Below are 19,019 nucleotides of genomic sequence, written 5' to 3' on the forward strand. Positions count from 1 at the left end.
GGGGCCGGGGTCAGACCGAGGAGCCGACCGCGGGCTTGTCGTTCGCGAGGTCGAAGGCGACCGAGTCCGGGAGCGGGTGCGGGGTGAGGCCGAAGGTTTCCTGCGCCCGCGTGCTGTCCAGGACGTAGGGCTTGCGGAACTGGTGCTGCGTCTCGCGCAACTCTCGCAGGAACGGGTTGGTCACCCCGGCCAGCCAGACGGCGGCGTAGGGCAGCGACCGTAGCTTGGGTGCTACGCCCAGCTGCTCGGCCGCCATGCCGGCGAGCTGCCGCATGGTGACGGGGTCGTTGCTCGGCACGTGCCACGCCCGTCCCCACGCGCGCTCGTCCGTGGCGCCGGTGACGAGCAGGACGCCGACGTCGCGGACATCGGTGAAGGTGTGCGGCACGTCGAGGTCGGCCGGGACCATCGCCGTCCGGCCCTTGCGCCAGGCCGGGGTGACCACGGTCGAGAGGTAGGAGTTGCCGCCCAGGTAGTCGCTGCCGCGGACCTCGAACATCCGGATCCGCCCGGCCTCGTGCGCGGCGAGGGCGTCTGCCCACATCCGGTTGCGGACCCGGCCCTTGGTGCCGGTGGCGGCGAGCGGGGTCTGCTCGGTCATCGGGGCGTCGACCTCACCGTAACCGTAGAGGTTTCCGGTGACCGCGAGGACGGCCCCGGATGCGCCGGCCGCCGCGATGAGCGCATCGGAGACAGCGGGCCAGTCCTGCGCCCAGCGGTGGTAGGGCGGGTTGACGCAGTTGTAGATCGCCGCGGCGCCCCGGGCCAGCTCGGTCAACCGCGTGGCGTCCGAGGCGTCGCCACGGACCCGCTCGGTGCCCTCCGGGCCGGTGCCGCTGCGGGTGACGACGCGGACCTGCTCGCCGCGTCGCAGGAGTTCGTTGCTGACGGCGGTACCGATGGGGCCGGCGCCCACCACGACGTGCAGGGACATGATCATTTCTCCTTGTGTGAGCAGTGCTCTCTGTTGACAAGAGAGAGCATCGCTCTCGGTATCTGTGTATGTCAAGAGCAGTGCTCTCTGTTGTGGCAGACTCGGGTCATGGCACCGACACCGCGGGAGCAGGCCCGCGCCGAGACCATCGAGCAGATCAAGGCCATCGCCCGCCGCCACCTCGCCACCGACGGACCGGACCTGTCGCTGCGCGCCGTCGCGCGCGAGCTCGGCGTGGTGTCGTCGGCGGTGTACCGGTACTTCGAGAGCCGGGACGCACTGCTGACCGAGCTCATCGTCGAGGGCTACGGCTCGCTTGCCGAGGCTGTCGAGCAGGCCGAGGCCGCCGTGCCCCGCCGTGACCTGGCAGGACGGTGGGCGGCGATCTGGCACGCCGTGCGGGACTGGGCCCGCGCGCGCCCCAGCGAGTACGCGCTGCTCTACGGCAGTCCGGTCCCCGGTTACGCCGCCCCGCAGGACACCATCGAGGTGGCGCAGCGGCCGGTGGTGCTCGCGGTGGGGCTGCTCCGTGAGGCGGTCGAGGCCGGCCTGGCCGTCCCTCGCGAGCGGGTGTCCCGGCCGGTGCGGGCCGATCTGGCCGGCATCGCGCAGTACCCCGGCCTCGACGGGGTCCCGCCTGCGCTGCTGGCCCGCGGCATGACGATGTGGGCACTGCTCTTCGGTGCCGTCAGCTTCGAGCTCTTCGGCCGCTACGGTGACGCCATCGCCCACCCGGACGACTACTTCGACCACCAGATCCGGCTCTCGCTGGACTACCTCGGGATCTCCTGATGCGCCTGTTCCACCTCGTCGACCCCGCTGTCTGGGACGCTGCCGTCGCCGCCGGGAGCTACGCGCCACCCTCGCTGGCGGCGGAGGGCTTCATCCACTTCTCCTTCGCCGAACAGGTCACCGGGACGGCCAACCGGCATTACCGCGACGTCCCCGAGCTGGTCGTGATCGAGATCGACCCGGCCGGCGTCGACGTCGAGCTGCGGGTGGAGGACAGCTACGGCAGCGGCACCGAGTTCCCGCACCTCTACGGCCCGGTCCCGACCTCGGCCGTGGCCGCCGTGCATCCGATCCGCCGGGACGCGAACGGCGACTGGAGCTTCAGTCCCGACGCTTGAGCCGCGCCTGCATCGTCGGGTCACTGAGCCACCACGGCTCGTCGGTCTCGGCACCGCGAGCGCTGCGTTCGGCCTCGAGGACGGCGTCGACGCGGGCCGCGTCCTTCTCGTCGATCGCCCGCCAGCGGCGATAGGCCAGGACGAGGAACGGCAGGTCGATGATCTCGGCGATGAACCACATGATGGCGCCGGCCCGGCGCTGGTCATCCAGGGCGCCGGGTGCCCAGCCGTGGGCGGCACGGTAGTCGAAGTAGCTCGTCAGCAGGTTGTCGTTCAGCCGCATGACGATGCCGGGGATCGCGTCGATGACCAGCTCGATCATGCCGATGGCGAGCGCCATGCCGGCGAGGTTGGTCGAGACCGACTCGTCGTCCAGCCCGACCAGCCACAGCGCCATCCCGGCCCCGACAGCGACGAGCAGCAGCTGCAGCAGCCAGCCGGCGGCCGGGACGCGGATCGCCAGACCCGGCACCGGCCCGAAGAAGATCGCGAACGACAGCACCGGCACCAGCGCCGGTGAGACGAACGGGTTGGCGACGACGCGGACCGGTCGCCAGGCCAGCACCCGCGCGGTCGGGGCCGGGGCGACGGCACGAGCCAGCTGCACGGGGTGTCCGAAGACGAGGATCACCGGCACCACGAGCCAGAGCACGAGCGCCTGCGAGGTCCAGACCCAGAACAGCGAGCCGGCGTACACCCCGGCCGGACCGCAGGTGGTCCAGAGCAGCAGGGCGAGGCCGAGGCCGAAGATGAGCGACCGGGAGCGCGGCCACGGTCCGGCCAGCCGGCGCACGGCGGCGACATAGCCCAGGGCGAGACCGGCGACGAGCAGGAGCGCCACCGGCTGCAGCGTCCACGCCGTCAGCAGTGACGACGGGACGGGCTTGTCGAGCGCAGCGGTCACCACCCCATGGTGGCACCCTGCAATGATCGGTCCATGCGCGTCTACCTCGGTAGTGACCACGCCGGCTTCGAGCTGAAGGCCCGGCTGCTCGAGCACGTCGCCGGACTCGGCCACGAAGCCATCGACTGCGGCGCCGAGACCTTCGATCCCGAGGACGACTACCCGGCGCCCTGCATCACCGCGGGCCACCGCGTCGTCGCCGACCCCGGCAGCCTCGGCATCGTCATCGGCGGCTCCGGCAACGGCGAGCAGATCGCGGCGAACAAGGTCACCGGCGTCCGCGCCGCGCTGGCCTGGAGTGACGACACCGCCCGGCTGGCGCGCGAGCACAACGACGCCAACGTGGTGGCGATCGGCGCCCGCGAGCACCCCGAGGCCGACGCCTTCCGCTTCGTCGAGATCTTCCTCGCCACGCCGTTCTCGGGTGCCGAACGCCACAGCCGACGGATCGCCGAGCTCGCCGAGTACGAGCGCACCGGCGCGATCGCCGGCCAGCAGACGACCTGAGCCATGCTGCGGGTCACGCTGCGCGGCCACGGCGTGCCCACGGCCGTCCTGGGCTCGGGGGAGACGCTGCTCTTCGGTCGCTCGCCGGCCTCCGCGCTGCCCGAGGGGGACCCCGCCGCCCAACTGCGCTACACCGCACTGGAGCTGCCGCGTTGCGCCCCGCACGTCTCGCGACTGCTGGGGGAGCTCTCGGTCGGTGACGAGATGGTCCGGCTGCGGTGGCGCGGTGGTGTGGAGGCGCAGCTCTCCTCGCTCTTCGACGCCCCCGGCGGGGCGCGTCGGGTCACGCTGGTGGACACGATGTCGGCGCTGCTGGACGAGGGCGAGAACCGGCTCGTCGTCCTGCGTGGCCGCGAGCACGAGGACGGCTCCTTCGCCGACCTGACGCTCGCCATCGACGTCGCGCTCAGCGCCGCCGACGACGCGTCGTGGTCGCCGCCGGCGGGTGACGACGCCAGCCCGACCGCTACCGCGCCGGGGTTGGTCCGCGGCACCCGGGAGTGGTTCGTCGCGCTCGCACTGGCCGAGCCGTGGCTCTCCGGGGCGGATGACTACCCGCGGCCGCCGTCCAACCGGGAGATCTTCGAGCGGATCCGGCACTGGCACGGCTACACCTGGAACCTGGAGCGGCCGCAGCGGGTCGACGACGCGATCCGCTCCATCGCCGGGGTCGCCTTCGGCCCCAAGGACGACCCGTTCCGCCGCAGCGGCGAGGGGCGGGTGCAGAACGTCCGCTTCGCGGTGGGACGTCGCGCCGCCGAGGTCCGGCTAGTGACGGCCGAGGAGCTGGACGAGGTCGAGGCCGCCGCGGCGTCCCGTGATCGCGGGGCCTGACCCGCCCGATCGACGGGCGAAAAGCAAACGGAACCTTCCGCCCCTCGGGCTCTAGTCGCCACAAGGCGGGCACTCCTAGCGTTCCCGGCATGACCTACCACGGCTTCGAAGGCATGGACACCGACTACGCCCGGTCGGCGGCCCACAGCATGGACGGCGGCGTCAGCGCCATCCGCGGTGTCGTCGGCAACATCGGCTCGCTGCTGGAGAGCACGCCGTGGTTCGGCGTCTACGCCCAGCAGTTCCTCGAGGAGTGGCACGGCGCGTTCGCCCAGCAGCTGGGTGGCGCGACCGACGCCCTCACCAACCACGCCGCCCTGCTCCGGCAGCGCGCCGACATGCAGGACGAGGCGTCCTCGTCATGAGCGGCGAGCTCGCCACGACGACCGGCGCAGGACTCTCGGCCGGTTTCCTCGGCGCCGACGTCGACGGCCTCGACGGGCTGGCGAAGGACTTCGCCGGCGCCGCCGAGATCGTCGACATGGTCAAGACGGCCTGCGAGATTATCGTCGCCGCCGCCTCGATCTTCGGTCCGTTCGGCGCCGCCTTCGTCGGCTACCTCAAGGCGACGGTGATCCCGTGGCTGAGCAAGGTGTCCATGGCGCTGAAGGCGATGTCCAAGGTGCTCTCGCAGCACTCGAACGCCCAGCGTGAGGCCTCGTCGAGCAGCACGTCCTCGAGCAGCGCGACGATCACGGTGCTGCCGAGCTACCAGGGTGTCGGGCAGCTGCCCAGCGGTGACACCCGCCAGGCGCCGGCGCTGCCGCCGGCCGTCACGGCGACGTCACCGGCCACCGGCGCCGCCCCCGCGGCCGGCGGTGGCTCGACCGTCGCCACCCCGCCCACCATCGGCGGGACGGACGCCGCGTCCGGTTCTGCCGCAGGCGGGGCCGCGACGGGGGAGACCAAGGCCAGCGGCGAGACGCCGTTCGTCCAGGCCGTCACCGCGCTCACGGGGCTCGTCACCGCCGTCGATCACCTCATCCACCCGGGCAGCAGCTCCGGCGGGGATACCCCGACGACGCCGTCGGACCCGACGACGCCGACCACGCCGACCGACCCCACGACCCCGACCACGCCGTCGGACCCGACGACGCCGACGACCCCGTCGGACCCGACGACGCCGACCACGCCGACCGACCCCACGACCCCGACCACGCCGTCGGACCCGACGACGCCGACCACGCCGTCGGACCCGACGACCCCGACAACCCCCACCACGCCGGTGCTCGGGACCGGCGGCATCGATCTCAGCACGCTGCACCCGCTGCACCCCGGTGACAGCGTTGGCGTGCTCAGCATCCCGGTCGACATCTCGCCCGACGGCAAGGTCACGCCGCTGATCCACACCCCGCTCGACCCCGTCTCGGATCCGGCCGCCGGCAACACGCACACCCCGACCGTCGATGTCGCGCCGGCGCACAGCGGGACGACGAGTCCCGCCCTGCCCGCCGGTCATGCCCCCGCCGGCGGCGGTTCCGGCGGTGGCTCCGGTGGTGGCGGTGACTTCGGCGGTGGCGGCGGCGCGAACCCTGACACCTCGTCGGCCCCGTCGTCGGCCCCGTCGCCGGCCACGACCCCCACCACGCACGCCACCACGGCCGCGGCCCACCCGGCCGCGCAGGCCGAGCCGGAGCTGCGGACGCAGACCATCGGCTCTCACGACGGACTCGTCACCGGACTGGGCCAGGCCACCGGCATCGGCGCCGGCGCGGCAGCACTCGCCCGCGCGGTGCTGAGCGAGGCCAAGCAGCACGGCGACGGCACCGTCCTCGGCGCCACCCCGCTGCCTTTCGAGGCCGACGCAGACGGTGCGGCCCGCACCGAGATCTACCAGGGCGCCATCGGCTGAGCCGATCCATATCCGTCCGGAACGCACCCGCGCGCCGGCAGCAAGTATCCGCACACCCACAGGAGGAAGACATGACCGGCGTTCTCGGTATGGACATCGAGCAGGTGCAGTCCCTGGCCACCTCGATGCAGACCAACTCCGACGCGATCGCGCACGCGACCGCGGCCCTCACCAGCCAGATCGACGCCACGCAGTGGACCGGTCAGGACCAGATGAAGTTCCGCAGCGACTGGGACTCCATCTACTCCGTCCAGCTGCGCAACGTCGTCGAGCAGCTGCAGGAGCGCTACACCCACCTGCGCGCCGAGGCCGACCAGCAGGCGCAGGCGTCCGGCAGCTGACCCACCCGTTTGCACCCGCGGGCGTCGCTATCTCGCGCGTATGCGCCGGGATAGCGACGCCGCCGGGTGCAAACCCACCACACGAGAGGCACGACGATGACCGAGTTCACCAGGGAGTCCTGGGCCCGGGACCTGCTGACCCGCATGGGCTACCCGGTGACCACCGAGAACATGACCTCGGTGATGGCCTGGCAGATCCAGGAGGGCGGCCACTTCAACAACGCCGCCACCTACAACCCGCTCAACAGCACGCTCGGACACAAGACCTACGGCTCCATGAACTCCGTCGGCGTGGCGACCTACCCGGACTACGAGACCGGGATGACGCAGACGATCAAGACGATCAAGCTGCACTACTACGACAAGATCCGCGCCGACCTGCAGGCCAGCGCCGACCCCGCCACCACCACCGCCGACATCAAGGCGAGCCCGTGGGGCACCTGGCACGGCGGCGCCTCCACCAAGGGCGCGCTCGGCCAGGCGGGCAAGTACCTGCAGGCCCACCCCGTCGGTGCCACCCCCACCACCCCCGCGCCGTCGACCACACCCGCCAGGGGCACCGGCGGCACCACCGCTCCGGTCGCCGGGGCGGCAGCGGGAGCGGCGACTGCGGCCCCGGTCGTCACGGCGCCCACCGCCGGGACCACCGGCACCTTCCGCGGCGCGGACGTCGACGGCCTGGACCACCTCTCGCAGGAGTTCTCGCAGGCCGCCCAGATCGTGGACGGCGTCAAGATGGCCTGCGAGGCGATCGTGGCGGCGGCGTCCTTCTTCGGTCCCTTCGGCGCGGCCTTCATCGCCTACCTCAAGGGCACCGTCATCCCCTGGCTGACGCGGATCGGCGAGGCGCTGCGCACGATGAGCAGCGTCCTCACCAAGCACGCGAACGCCCAGCGGGACGCCAGCTCGGCGAGCACCTCGCTGCCGAGCTACCACTCGCCGTCGCCCACGGTCGCCCCGGCCACCACCGCCATCGCACCCGTCACCAGCCTCACCCCGAGCCCGGCCGTGACACCCTCGGTCGTCGTCGGGGCCACCCCGCTCATCGGCAGCACCGCGTCGTGAGCAGCCCGTCATGAGCGCGGTGCGGGGTTGGACGGTGACGGTCCGGCCGTCTCCCGAGAGCGGGTTGCAGCCGGCCGACGTCACCGTCGAACCCCGCCCCGGCGCCACCGTCGGCGATCTGGCCGCGGCGCTGGGTGAGCACCTCACCCGTGGCCGGCGCGCGGTGCTCGTCGCCCCGGTCGAGGACGGCCGGCCCTGGCCGGCCAAGCGGCTGCTCACCGAGTGCGGCCTGACCAGCGGTGACGTGCTCGACGTCGTCACCGTCCCGGCCGCATGGTGCGAGCAACCGGCCCGGCCGTCCCGCCGTCGCGGACTGCTCCGCGTGGTGGCCGGCCCCGATGCCGGCGCCAGCCACGTGCTCACCTCCGACGGCGTCACCATCGGCCGGGACGGCGACTGCGCTGTCACCCTGCGCGATCCGATGGTCTCGCGCCGCCACGCCACCCTCGTGCTGGGCAGCCGCCCCACCATCACCGACGAGGGCTCGGCCCACGGCACCGTGGTGGACGGCACCGCCATCACCGGCCCCACCGCGCTGGAGTGGGGACGCCCCGTCCGACTCGGCGACAGCGCCGTCGTCGTCGAGCGGGCCGACGGCGAGCCCGGCGCGCGATCGAGCGCCGTGCTGCGCCCGCCGCGCTTCGGCGAACCGCTCGCCGAGGGCAGCCTCGACATCCCGGCGCCACCGACGCCGCCTCGGCCGCAGCCGCTGCAGTGGGCGATGTTCGCGATGCCGCTCATCTTCGGCGGTGCGCTGCTCGCGCAGTCGCGCAGTACCTTCAGCCTCGCCTACGTCTGCGGTTACCCGGTGATCATGCTCGCCACCTGGTGGCAGCAGCGCCGCCGCGCCCGCAAGGAGCACGCCGAGGCGCTCCGGTTGTGGCGAGAGGAGGTCGACGAGGTGCTCTCCGGCCTCGACCGGGCCGCCGCCGCGCAGCGACTGCGCACCCAGGACGACCACCCCGAGTTCCGCACGCTGGCCACCCGTGCCCAGCTGCGCGGTCGGGCGCTGTGGACCCGACGTCCCGGCGACCCCGACTTCCTGGCCTGCCGCGTCGGCACCGGGCCGGTCCCGGCCCTGCTCACCGCCTCGCTGCGCGACGGCGGTGACCGGGCCGCGGCCACGACCGCCCGCGACGACATCCGGCTGCGGAGCTTCCTCGACGAGCTGGCCGTCCCCGTCGGCCTCGCCGAGGCCGCGGCGCTCGCCGTCACCGGCGCCCCGGAGCAGGTCGACGCGGCGGTCCGGGCGATCGTCGCCCGCCTCGCCGTCGACCACTCACCGGCCGAGGTCACGGTCGCGGCCGTCCTGGGACGGGCCCGCTCCCATCACGAGGCCTGGCTGCGCTGGCTGCCGCACACCGCGCGGCGCGCCGGCGGCCTCGCGCCGGTGGCCGTCGGCGCCGCGGACGGTGCCGTGCTGCTCGACGCGCTCGCCGGCGAGGACCGCGAGCGCGGCGTGACGATCTGCCTGCTCGACGAGGACGCCGGCGTGCCGCGCCGTCTCGTCGAGGCCGCCCTGGCCGGTGAGCTGGCGACCAACGGGCTGCTGCGCCTGGTCTGGCTGGGCAGTCATCCCGATCGGGTGCCGGCCGGGACCTCGGTGCTGCTGGACCTCGCCGCCTCGATCGCCGCGCCGGACGCCCGCGAGGCGGCCCGCCGACCCGACCGGCCGGCCCCGGAACCGGTGGCCGTGCTGGCGCACCGCGACCGCGCCGGCGTGCAGCTGCTGACGCAGGTGGACGAGCTCGGCCTCGACGATGTCTGGCGGCTGGCCCGGGCGATGGTCGAGTGCACCGACGAGGTCGCCGTCATCCCCGCCGACACCGCGCTGCCGGACGTCGCGCGGCTGCCCGAGCTCGTCGCCGACCTCGGCGACCCCGACGACGCGGCCGGCATCCGGCACCGCTGGGCCTCACGCCGCGGACTGCGGGCCCAGATCGGGGTCGGCGCCGGCGGCGTGGTCTCCCTGGATCTGCGCGAGGACGGCCCGCACGGCCTCGTGGCCGGGACCACCGGTTCGGGCAAGAGCGAGCTGCTGCAGACGCTGATCTGCTCGCTGGCGCTGAACAACCCGCCGGAGCGGATGACCTTCCTGCTCGTCGACTACAAGGGTGGGGCGGCGTTCCGCGAGTGCGCCGACCTGCCGCACACCGTCGGCTACATCACCGACCTCTCACCGGCCCTCGTGCAGCGGGCGCTCACCTCGCTGGGTGCCGAGATCACCGCGCGGGAGCAGCTGCTGGAGCGCTACGGCGCCAAGGACCTGCGGGCCCTGGAGGCCGCCTATCCCGAGGTCGCGCCACCCAGCCTGCTCATCTGCGTCGACGAGTTCGCCGCCCTCACCGCCGAGGTCCCCGAGTTCGTGGACGGCGTCGTCAACATCGCGCAGCGCGGTCGCTCCCTGGGCATGCACCTGCTGCTGGCGACGCAGCGCCCCGCCGGCGTCGTCACCGCGAACGTCCGGGCGAACACCGACCTGCGCATCGCGCTGCGCGTCTCGTCGGTGGACGACTCGTCGGACGTCATCGACACCCCCGAGGCCGCCCGCATCTCGCGGCGGACACCGGGACGCGCGTGGATCCGACGTACCGGCCACGGCACGGCCGAACTCGTCCAGGCCGCCTGGGTCGGCGCCCGGGCACCCCGGGCCGAGGCGCAGGCACCGGTCGAGGTCCGGGCCTTCTCCGCCGCACACGCCGCGACGGCCGCCGCCACCGGCGCGCTCGACCCGCGCACCGACCTGGAACGACTCGTCACGGCGGTCCGGGAGGCTTTTGCGCAGACTGGCGCGAAGCTGCCGGCCAAGCCCTGGCTCCCCGCGCTCGGCGCCGAGGCGCTGCTGGAGTGCACAAGCCGCGGCCGGGTGAGCGTCGCCGGCCACGAGGTGGCCCCACCTGCCGGACAGGTGGTGCTGGGCCTGCGTGACCAGCCGGCCTCCCAGGCGCAGGGCCCGGCGGTGATCGACTACCCGCACGTCGGCAACGTCCTGGTCTTCGGGGCCTCCGGCAGCGGCAAGACCGAGCTGCTGCGGACGGTGGCGATGTCGGTCGCCACCACCGAGGCGGTGGCACCGGCCATCTACGCCATCGACTTCGGCGGCGGTGCCCTCGGCACCCTGGACCGGCTGCCCGTCGTCGGGGCCGTCATCGGCGAATCCGAGCCGGAGCGGGTGATGCGGCTGCTGCGGATGCTGCGGGCCGCCGTCGCCGACCGCAACCGGCTGCTCGCCTCGCGCGGCGCCGCCGACGTGGGGGCTCTCGCCGCGCTGGGTGCGACCCTGCCGCGCATCCACGTGCTTATCGACAACCTCCCCAGCCTGCTGGAGACGCTGGAGTCCGGCGGTGCCGCGCGCCGGGTCCACGCCGACATGCTCGCCGGGATCCTGCAGGACGGCCGCCGCGTCGGCGTTCACGTCACGGCCACCTCGCCGCGGCGCACCGGTATCAGCAGCGGCCTGCAGTCGTCGTTCGGGCAGCGCATCGTGCTCCGGATGCCCACCGACGACGACTACCAGATGCTCGGGGTGCCCCACGGCGTCCTGGGCCCGGACGCCGAACCGGGACGTGCGCTGCTGGGGCGTGACGAGCTGCAGGTCGCCACCGTCGGCGGCGCCGGCACCCCCGCGCAGGCCGACCGCATCGCGCAGCTGGCCCTCCTGCTCGGCGGGGGACCGGCGGTCGGCGTCCCGCCGATGCCGGCGCGGCTGCCGCACCACGCGCTGCCCGCGCCGCAGCGCGACACGATGCCCCTCGCCGTCGACGCCGACTTCGTGGCCGCGGTGAGCCTGCCGCTGCTGCGCAGCCCGCTGCTGATCGCCGGTCGCGGCGGCAGCGGTCGGACCAGCGCCCTGGTCGCGCTGGCCGCGCAGGCCCGCCGCTCGTCCGAGCCGCCGACGCGCATCGTCCTCGTCGGGCCGCGGGCGGGTGACGTCGATGTCGACGCCGACCTGGTGCTCACCGACCCCGCCGCGGTCGTCGCCTTCTGCGCCGAGCCGCCGCCGGCCGGGGGCTGGCAGCTCGTCCTCGTCGACGACGCCCACGCCTGGGAGCGCGAGTGGGAGAAGAACGGCGCCGAGCGCGAGGCCTGCGTCGCCCTGGCGCAGCTGACGAGCGTCGCAGCGGTCAGCTCGCACACCGCGATCGTCGTCGTCACCGACACCGACGACGCCCGGACGCGGCAGCACGTCGCGGGTCCGACCCAGGTGGCGCGGCGCGGTCGGGTGGGCGTCCTGCTCTCGCCCGACCTGCCCGACGGCTCCGTCCTCGGCGTCTCCGTGCCGACCCAGACGGTCGAGCCGTTGACCGGTCCCGGCCGGGGGTTGCTCTGCGAGGCAGGACGAAACCGTGTGGTTCAAGTAATCTGCCCCGGAATGTCCAGCGCGGGTGGGGAAAGAGCGAGCGATGACTGACGGCGGGGCACCGACAGGGGTGAAGCACCGGGTTCGTACGGTAGCGCGGGCGGCCTTCGGTGGCCGTGGCGGTACCGCGCGGCTGGGACTCGTCCTGGCGGCGGCAGCCGTGCTCGGGGGGATGACCCTCGGCAGCGGCGTGGCCACCAAGCAGGTGCGCAGCGGTTACGACCTCGCCTGGCTCCCCGACAGCGCGCGCGGCCAGCTGGTGCAGATAGACCCCGTCGTGGGGCGCGCCAACGTGCGGCTGCAGGTCGCCGACCCCGGCAGCACGCTGTCGATCCAGCAGGGTGACGGTCAGCTCGTCGTGGTGGACCGCAAGACCGGCAAGATCACCAGCATCGATCTGGGGACGCTGCTCGTCGGCGGCACCCGTGCCGAGCGCCCCGGCGAGGGTGTCAAGGTGATGCTCGCCGGCCCCCGGCTCTTCGTCGCCGACCTCACCCGGGGCACGGTCCGCGCCGTGGACCCCGCCACCCAGGCCGACGTCGGCCGGCCGTGGTCGGCCGGCGGCTCGCTGGTGGACGTCGGTGTCGACGGCAATCACGACGTCTGGGCTCTCGACAGCGGACAGCACCTGGTGCGCCTGCACTGGACCGGCGCCGCCCTCGCGCCCATCAGCACCCGCACCGTCCAGGGCGCGGGCCCCGGCTCGGTCATCGTCGGCCACGACCGCGGCGTGACGCTCATCGGCTCGCGGGGGGCGATCGTCCGGGTCGGCACGGGCCGGGACACCCGCCTGGACGCGCCGCGCGTCACCGGGCCGCTGCGCGGGCCGCAGCGCAGCCCCGACGGACTGGTGCCGGTGTCGGCGCCGGGCACGAGCTCGGTCGTCATCGTCGGCCCCAAGGACGCGGTCGTCGACGACGTCTCCGGTTATGGCTGTGACCGGCCCGGCGCGCCGACCGCCTTCGACGGCAAGGTCTACGTCCCCTGCTCCGGGGCGCACAAGGTGCTGGTGCTCGACGCCAGCGGCGGGCAGGTCGGCTCGGCCATCCCCACGCCGGGCGACGGCGACCCGCAGCTCACCGTCAGCGGTGGCCGGCTCGTCATCGACGTCCCCGGCTCAGGGCGTGCCACCGTCGTCGACGGCTCCGGACACACCCGTGACTTCCCGACCGTCGCGCCGGGCGTGGGCGTGCAGAACCCGAACACCCCGCCGCCCGCCCCGCCGCAGCCGCCGAAGATCGAGCCCACCAAACCGAGGGGCGACCACGGCCGCAACGACAACAACAACCCGCGCCACGGAAACGGCAGCCGCGGTGAGGGCGGCGACCGTCCGGGTCAGGGTGGGCCGGGCACCGGCGACCCGTCCGGGGCCCCCTCCGGCGGCCCTTCGGGGACGCCGAGCGCACCGGCCGACGCGACCGCCCAGGCACGGCCGGACGGCTCCGTCCTCGTCAGCTGGGGCGCGGTCTCCGGCGCCGGGGCGACGGTGGTGACGGCCACCAGCACCGGCGGCGAGGTCGCCAGCGTCCCCGCAGGTGCCACCTCCGCGACCGTCACGGTGCTGGACCCCGGCACCACCACCTCCTTCCACGTCCGCAACGCCAAGCTGGACGCCACCACGAACTCGGTCACCACCGCCACCACGCCGGGCGCGGTGACGGGGGTCGCCGTGACCCCGCAGCAGGTCTCGGGCGGGAAGGCGACGCTCGTCGTCACGTGGCAGGCCGCCGCCGCCAACGGCGCCCGGGTGAGCTACGCGGTGAGCGCGGGCGGCTCGGCCACCAAGACGACCGGCAATCTCAACGCGACGGTGACCGTCCCCTGCGACAACGGCTGCTCGGGCACCGTCACGGTGACCGCCCGCAACTCCGCCGGGGCCGGCGCCTCGGCCACCGGCCGCTACGACGTGAGCGCGCCGACCAACCCCGGCACGCCGACACAGGCGCCGCCGACGACGCAGGCACCCGCGCCGACGACCCAGGCACCCGCCCCGTCGACGACGCAGGCACCCGCGCCGCCGGCGATGCCCGGCGCCGGCGAGCAGCTCATCACCACCTCGGCCACCGCCGGCAGCGACAGCGCCGGCACGCCGGCCACCGCGACCGTCACCGTCACCGCCCCTGCGGACTGGGCCGGTTTCATCGGCACCTGCGACCTCTACGTCGACGGTTCGCGAGCCGAGAGCGTGCCCTGCAACGCCAGCGGGTGGAGCCGCAGCTACGAGTACTACGAGTCCGGCTCCCACGAGTTCTGGATCGTGGCGTCGGATTCCGGGCGGACGGTCGAGTCGGCGCACGCCACGCAGCGAGTGGTGTACCGGCAGGTGTGCCTCAACTCGGCGGGGGAGCGGCGCCTCGCCGGCCCGGGTGCGTCCCCGCAGCAGCGGCCGATCTGCGATCCGCAGCCTTCCTGCCCGGACCGCAACTGCCAGATCCCGTTCCTCTCGCCCCGCCTGGATCTCGACCCCGACCGTCCCGCTGCCCGACCGAGCCGCCCGGCGGCCGTCGGTGTGGGACGGTGGCTGCGATGACGATGACCGAACCCCGGGCCACCACCGGCCCGCGGGGTGACGTCGGCGTCAGCGAGGCCGCGGTGGCCCGCTTCCGCGAGCTCCACACCCGGCTGGCCGAGGCCGTGGAGGTCGCGGTCCAGGGCAAGCGACTCACCGTCGAGCTCGTGCTGACCTCGCTCTTCGCTGGCGGTCACGTGCTGCTCGAGGACGTGCCGGGCACCGGCAAGACGACCCTGGCCCGCTCGCTGGCCGCCGCGCTCGGTGGCGAGTCGCGCCGGGTGCAGTTCACCCCCGACCTGCTCCCCTCGGACGTCACCGGCACCTCGGTCTACGACCCCCGCAGCAGTGACATCACCTTCCGCGCCGGGCCGGTCTTCGCCAACGTGGTGCTCGCCGACGAGATCAACCGCGCCGCGGCCAAGACACAGTCGGCGCTGCTCGAGGTGATGGAGGAGCGGACCGTCACCGTGGACGGCGTCGCGCACGCCGTCCCTGATCCGTTCCTGGTCGTGGCCACGCAGAACCCGGTGGACCTCGACGGCACCTACAGACTGCCTGAGGCACAACTGGACCGTTTCGCCGTCCGTACCGCCCTCGGCTACCCCGACGTCGAGGACGAGATCTCGGTGTTGCGGCCGGGTGGGCACGCCGGTCGGGTCTCGGACGTCCCGGCCGTCGCCACGCCGTCGGAGATCGCCGAGCACACGAGCGTGCTCGCCGGCATCCACGTCGCCGAACCCCTGCTGCGCTACATCCGGGCGATCGGCGCCGGGACCCGCGACGACGAGCGGCTCCGCCTCGGCGTGAGCACCCGGGGACTGCGCACCCTGGTGCGCTGCGCGCAGGTCCAGGCGGCGGCCTCCGGCCGGCACTACGTCGTCCCCAGCGACGTCCAGCACCTGGCCGAGCCGGTGCTCGGTCACCGCGTCCAGCTCACCCGGGCTGCCGCCATCGGCGGGACGACGACCGCCGAGGTGCTGGCCGACGTGCTCGCCGCCGTCCCGGTGCCCCGCCCCGACGCCGACTAGTCCGGCAGTGGCGAACTCCGAGCCCGCCGGCCCCGGCCTGCAGTTGCGGGTGCGTCCCACCGGCCGGGGCGTCGCGGCGGCCGTCCTGGGTGCGGTGGCGCTGGTCGCCGGGATCGGCTGGCAGTACGCCGGGCTGGTGGTCCTGGGATCGGGGCTGCTGCTGCTGGTCGCCGCCGCCTTCGCCGCGGTGCTGCTGCCGGCGCCGGTGATCCCGGAGCGCCGCGTCGCGCCACTGCGGGTGGCCCGCAACGGTGACTGCACGGCGACCCTGCGGGTCCGCAGCGGTGGCTCGCGTTTTGCCGTCGCGCTGGACGCCGACGAACGGATCGGCGAGCGGCGGGTGCCGATCGTGGTGCCGCGCCTCGCGCCCGGCCGCGAGGTCTCCGCCACGTACCGCATCCCCACCGCCGTCCGGGGCCTCGTCCGCGTCGGTCCGCTGCGGCTGCGCCGGGTCGGCGTGGCCGGTCTCGCAGTCGCCGCGGGGACCGTCGGCGGGACGGTGGCCGTGCATGTGCTGCCGCGGGTGCTCCCGGTCGGCGGGCTGCCGGGTGGCGTCCGCCGTGGTCACGTCGGAGCCGACGAGAGGGTCGAGCGGGGTGGTACCGACCTCGTCGCGCTGCGCGAGTACCTCCCCGGCGACGACCTGCGGCGCGTCCACTGGGCCACGAGTGCCCGCAGCGGCACGCTGATGGTGCGGGAGGACGCCGATCCCGCCCGCCCGCACCTGACACTGCTCGTGGACGACCGCGCCGGCCGCTATGCCGGTGAGCAGTTCGAGGACGCCGTCGAGGTCGCCGCTTCGCTGGCTGCCTCCGTCGCCGCCGCCGGTCACCCGATGCGACTGCTCAGCACGACCGGCGGTCTGGACCTGGAGCTGCCGGCGGCGCCGCCCGGCATGCTGGCACCGGGGGCCGACCAGCTGCTGCGCGAGCTCTCCGAACTGCGGTCCCGGCCCGCGGCGGACGCCGTGCCGCTCGCGCTGCGCGAGCTGGACGTCGTGGTCGCGGTGACCGGCGCCGGCGGTCCGGTCGAGGGACTCGTCGCGGAGGCCGGCCGGGCCACGCTCGGCGTCGTGCTCGTCCTCGACACCCACTCCGCCGAGGTGGAGGCCCGCGGCGCCGTGCTCGTCCTGCGCGGGCCGCGGGCCGAGGAGCTGGTGCGAGCCTGGGACGCGGTGGTCGCGTGACCCGGGTCCGGGCGGGGTGGGCCGCCACGCTGCTGCTCGTCGCCGCTCTCGGCCTCGCGACGTCCTATCGCGGGGCCCTCGCGCCGCTGCTCATCACGGCTGCCGTCGTCGTCCCCTTCGCCGTCGCGACCCTGGGACATCGGCTGCGGGTCGGTGCCACGACGGCCCTGCTCGGGCTCGTCGTCCTCGCGGCTGCACTGGCCTGGTGGGTGCTGCGCTCGGACGGTGTGGCCGTGGCCGACGCGCTGCCGCGGCTGCTCACCGTCGCCCGACCGGCGCCGGCGACCGGTGCGCTGCTGGCGCCCGCGGTGCTCGCAGTGCTCCTCGTCGCTGCGCTGGTCGCCTCGGCGGTCGTCGGCGTGGCACGGGCCGGCTCCGCGCTGCTCGCCCCCGTCGTCGGGGCCGTCGTGCTGTACGGCGCCGCGCAGCTGCTCTCTGCCGGGAGCTCCGATCAGCACGGGCTGGCCGCGGTGGCACTGCTCGTCATCGCCGCCGGCGGCTGGTCGCAGCCCTACCTGCGCGGCACCGGAGACGACACCGGAGACGGCACCGGGGCCGGTGTCGCCGTGGCGTGGCGGCCGGTCGCGGTGGTCCCCGTCGTGCTCGTCGCCGCTGTCGCGCTCGCGGTCGGGCTGCTGGTTCCGGCGGGTGCCTTCGACCCCCGCGAGCACGTCACCCCGCCGACCGTCCAGCTGGAACGCACGAGTCCGCTGGTCCAGCTCCGCAGTTGGCAGGCCAACCCGTCCGTGCGCATCCTGCGGGCGAAGGTCTCCGGCGCCGACCGGCTGCAGCTGGCCACGCTGGACACCTTCACCGGCGCCGCCTGGCAGCTCGACGCCCGATACCAGCAGCTGGGCCTCGTCCGGCGCGGCGCGCTGCCCCCGGCGCAGCGACAGCAGCGGGTCCGGGCGACCGTCAGCCTGGAACGGCTGGGGGGTGTCTGGCTGCCGACGGCCGGCTATGCGACCGCCTCCTCGCTGGACGACGTCCTGGTCGACCCCGAGGACGGGACGCTGGCCCGGCCGGGGCAGGTGGGGCCGGGACTCGTCTACGACCTGGACGCCCGGCGCGACGCGCCGACCACCCGCCAGCTCTCGGTGGCCGCGGTGCCCCGGTCCGTGCCGGCACGCTATCTCGCCCTGCCGAATGCGCCGGTGGGCTTCTCGCAGTACGCCCGCTCCGCCGTCCGCGGTGCCTCGACGCCGCTGGAGGAGGCAATCGCGCTGGAGAACGCGGTGTCGAGCGGTCGTCGCGTCGACCCGAAGGCCGCGAGCGGGTCGTCCTACGGTCGGCTGCAGACCTTCCTCTTCGGCCGCAACGGCACCGCCGGCGCGGGGGTCGGCACCGCAGAGCAGTTCGCCGCCGCCTACGCCGTGCTGGCCCGCGAGGTCGGGCTGCCGAGCCGGCTGGTCGTCGGCTTCGACCTGACGGGCGCCAGCCGATCGTCCGGTGGCACCGTCACCGTCCGCGGTCGGGACGCCACGGTCTGGCCCGAGGTCTACCTCGGCGGGGCGGGCTGGGTACCGTTCTCCCCGACGCCGGGTGCCGATGGCGGCGGGGGCGGTTCAGCGCTGCGCGACGACGTGCTGCAGCGGCTCTCCAAGCGCGCGGAGCAAGCGCCGACCCCGGCCCCGATGCCGTCCGCGGCGCCCGCCACCACCGCGCCCTCGCCGGCTGCGCGGGCCGCGTCCCAGCCCTCCGACGGCGGCGTGCCGGGGTGGCTGATCGCGCTGTCGGCCCTCGGAGCGCTCCTGGTTGCGGGGGTGCTGCTGCTGTTCGGACTGCGGCTGTCGCGGACCCGGCGCCACCGGGCTCGCGGCGCGCGCGGTGCGTGGGCCGAGCTCGTCGACCTGCTCGTCCTCGTCGGGCGTCGGCCACCGCCGCACCGGCCGGCGCCGCAGATCGCCGCCGACGCCGCCGAGCTCTTCGGCGAGCCCGCTGCCGCCATCGCCGCCGCCGCCGACCGGGAGGCCTTCGCGCCGGGAGCCGAAATCTCGGCGCCGGTCTGGGGTCATCTCCGGGTGCTTCGCCGCCGGGCACGCGCCACCCTCCCGCCGCACCGGCGACTGCTGCTGCCGGTGGACCCGCGCCCGCTCCTGCGCCGCTGACCCGGCTCCGCCGGGCTTGGCCCCATGCCCGCGCGGTTGGCCCCATGCCGGCGCGGTCGGGCGGCGCCCGTGGGCGCGCTCACGTGGGGCCAACCCCCGCGGCCGCTGCCGAGCAGCACGGGTGGCGCCCGCTGTACCAGGACCGCTACCCGCATGCCGGCGGTCCGGATCACTACGCGGGGTGGCTGGAGAACTCCGCCGGGTTCAAGGCCGAGGTCGTCGCGGACGGGGCGTGATCGACGCGTGACCGGGTCGCGA

15 protein-coding genes and 1 pseudogene are annotated in these 19,019 nt (G+C 74.6%); 14 read left to right on the forward strand and 2 right to left on the reverse strand.

The features are described 5' to 3' along the window. Positions 1-10 precede the first annotated feature (10 nt). Entirely contained in the window at positions 11-934 is a 924-nt protein-coding gene (locus AC0NZQ_RS11115; protein ID WP_474529887.1) for an NAD-dependent epimerase/dehydratase family protein, read from the reverse strand. Between the two features lie 108 nt (positions 935-1,042). Here AC0NZQ_RS11115 and AC0NZQ_RS11120 point away from each other — a divergent pair, with 108 nt between their 5' ends. Continuing rightward, the gene (locus AC0NZQ_RS11120; protein ID WP_474529888.1) at positions 1,043-1,726 is read left to right on the forward strand and encodes a TetR/AcrR family transcriptional regulator; all 684 of its coding nucleotides are present in this window, start codon (positions 1,043-1,045) and stop codon (positions 1,724-1,726) included. Beyond that, positions 1,726-2,064: a DUF952 domain-containing protein gene (locus AC0NZQ_RS11125; RefSeq protein WP_474529890.1), complete on the forward strand. Its 339-nt coding sequence runs from the start codon at positions 1,726-1,728 to the stop codon at positions 2,062-2,064. The genes AC0NZQ_RS11120 and AC0NZQ_RS11125 overlap by 1 nt, the downstream gene beginning before the upstream one ends. On the opposite strand, the gene AC0NZQ_RS11130 is transcribed toward AC0NZQ_RS11125, so the two are convergent. Continuing rightward, a complete protein-coding gene (locus AC0NZQ_RS11130) occupies positions 2,048-2,968 on the reverse strand; it encodes a cytochrome c oxidase assembly protein (protein ID WP_474529891.1) in 921 nt (306 codons plus the stop codon). The two genes, AC0NZQ_RS11125 and AC0NZQ_RS11130, sit on opposite strands and share 17 nt — an antisense overlap. Before the next feature lie 33 nt (positions 2,969-3,001). On the opposite strand from AC0NZQ_RS11130, the gene AC0NZQ_RS11135 reads away from it, so the two are divergent. From AC0NZQ_RS11135 to AC0NZQ_RS11190, 12 genes and pseudogenes are all read left to right on the forward strand, one after another. Continuing rightward, a complete protein-coding gene (locus AC0NZQ_RS11135) occupies positions 3,002-3,475 on the forward strand; it encodes a ribose-5-phosphate isomerase (RefSeq protein WP_474529892.1) in 474 nt (157 codons plus the stop codon). A gap of 3 nt (positions 3,476-3,478) precedes the next feature. Next, positions 3,479-4,309, forward strand: coding sequence for a hypothetical protein (locus AC0NZQ_RS11140; protein ID WP_474529893.1), 831 nt, complete (start codon positions 3,479-3,481; stop codon positions 4,307-4,309). Between the two features lie 89 nt (positions 4,310-4,398). Then, positions 4,399-4,674, forward strand: a complete 276-nt coding sequence (locus AC0NZQ_RS11145; RefSeq protein ID WP_474529894.1) for a WXG100 family type VII secretion target — start codon at positions 4,399-4,401, stop codon at positions 4,672-4,674. After that, the gene (locus AC0NZQ_RS11150; protein ID WP_474529895.1) at positions 4,671-6,161 is read left to right on the forward strand and encodes a hypothetical protein; all 1,491 of its coding nucleotides are present in this window, start codon (positions 4,671-4,673) and stop codon (positions 6,159-6,161) included. The genes AC0NZQ_RS11145 and AC0NZQ_RS11150 overlap by 4 nt, the downstream gene beginning before the upstream one ends. Positions 6,162-6,232: 71 nt before the next feature. After that, positions 6,233-6,502, forward strand: a complete 270-nt coding sequence (locus AC0NZQ_RS11155; RefSeq protein ID WP_474529897.1) for a hypothetical protein — start codon at positions 6,233-6,235, stop codon at positions 6,500-6,502. Positions 6,503-6,598: 96 nt separating this feature from the next. After that, positions 6,599-7,567, forward strand: coding sequence for a hypothetical protein (locus AC0NZQ_RS11160; RefSeq protein WP_474529898.1), 969 nt, complete (start codon positions 6,599-6,601; stop codon positions 7,565-7,567). Between the two features lie 10 nt (positions 7,568-7,577). Next, the gene (locus AC0NZQ_RS11165; protein ID WP_474529899.1) at positions 7,578-11,978 is read left to right on the forward strand and encodes an FtsK/SpoIIIE domain-containing protein; all 4,401 of its coding nucleotides are present in this window, start codon (positions 7,578-7,580) and stop codon (positions 11,976-11,978) included. Then, entirely contained in the window at positions 11,971-14,457 is a 2,487-nt protein-coding gene (locus AC0NZQ_RS11170; RefSeq protein ID WP_474529900.1) for a hypothetical protein, read from the forward strand. Before AC0NZQ_RS11165 ends, AC0NZQ_RS11170 begins: the two co-directional genes overlap by 8 nt. Next, positions 14,454-15,467 carry an AAA family ATPase gene (locus tag AC0NZQ_RS11175; protein ID WP_474529901.1) on the forward strand — a complete coding sequence of 338 codons (1,014 nt, stop codon included), beginning with the start codon at positions 14,454-14,456 and terminating at the stop codon, positions 15,465-15,467. Before AC0NZQ_RS11170 ends, AC0NZQ_RS11175 begins: the two co-directional genes overlap by 4 nt. Positions 15,468-15,474: 7 nt before the next feature. Beyond that, a complete protein-coding gene (locus tag AC0NZQ_RS11180; RefSeq protein WP_474529902.1) occupies positions 15,475-16,653 on the forward strand; it encodes a DUF58 domain-containing protein in 1,179 nt (392 codons plus the stop codon). Next, a complete protein-coding gene (locus AC0NZQ_RS11185) occupies positions 16,650-18,761 on the forward strand; it encodes a transglutaminase TgpA family protein (RefSeq protein WP_474529903.1) in 2,112 nt (703 codons plus the stop codon). Before AC0NZQ_RS11180 ends, AC0NZQ_RS11185 begins: the two co-directional genes overlap by 4 nt. Before the next feature lie 104 nt (positions 18,762-18,865). Further along, positions 18,866-18,997 (forward strand): annotated as a pseudogene (locus AC0NZQ_RS11190) (VOC family protein); the annotation flags it as partial. Between the last annotated feature and the right edge of the window lie 22 nt (positions 18,998-19,019).

The sequence above is a fragment of the Jatrophihabitans sp. sgz311053 genome, from assembly GCF_056135305.1.

Coding starts and splice junctions, on each gene's coding strand:
- AC0NZQ_RS11165 (WP_474529899.1), top strand. CDS start 7,578: ATGAGCGCGGTGCGGGGTTGGACGGTGACGGTCCGGCCGTCTCCCGAG.
- AC0NZQ_RS11150 (WP_474529895.1), top strand. CDS start 4,671: ATGAGCGGCGAGCTCGCCACGACGACCGGCGCAGGACTCTCGGCCGGT.
- AC0NZQ_RS11170 (WP_474529900.1), top strand. CDS start 11,971: ATGACTGACGGCGGGGCACCGACAGGGGTGAAGCACCGGGTTCGTACG.
- AC0NZQ_RS11160 (WP_474529898.1), top strand. CDS start 6,599: ATGACCGAGTTCACCAGGGAGTCCTGGGCCCGGGACCTGCTGACCCGC.
- AC0NZQ_RS11120 (WP_474529888.1), top strand. CDS start 1,043: ATGGCACCGACACCGCGGGAGCAGGCCCGCGCCGAGACCATCGAGCAG.
- AC0NZQ_RS11125 (WP_474529890.1), top strand. CDS start 1,726: ATGCGCCTGTTCCACCTCGTCGACCCCGCTGTCTGGGACGCTGCCGTC.
- AC0NZQ_RS11155 (WP_474529897.1), top strand. CDS start 6,233: ATGACCGGCGTTCTCGGTATGGACATCGAGCAGGTGCAGTCCCTGGCC.
- AC0NZQ_RS11175 (WP_474529901.1), top strand. CDS start 14,454: ATGACGATGACCGAACCCCGGGCCACCACCGGCCCGCGGGGTGACGTC.
- AC0NZQ_RS11145 (WP_474529894.1), top strand. CDS start 4,399: ATGACCTACCACGGCTTCGAAGGCATGGACACCGACTACGCCCGGTCG.
- AC0NZQ_RS11140 (WP_474529893.1), top strand. CDS start 3,479: ATGCTGCGGGTCACGCTGCGCGGCCACGGCGTGCCCACGGCCGTCCTG.
- AC0NZQ_RS11135 (WP_474529892.1), top strand. CDS start 3,002: ATGCGCGTCTACCTCGGTAGTGACCACGCCGGCTTCGAGCTGAAGGCC.
- AC0NZQ_RS11115 (WP_474529887.1), bottom strand. CDS start 934: ATGTCCCTGCACGTCGTGGTGGGCGCCGGCCCCATCGGTACCGCCGTC.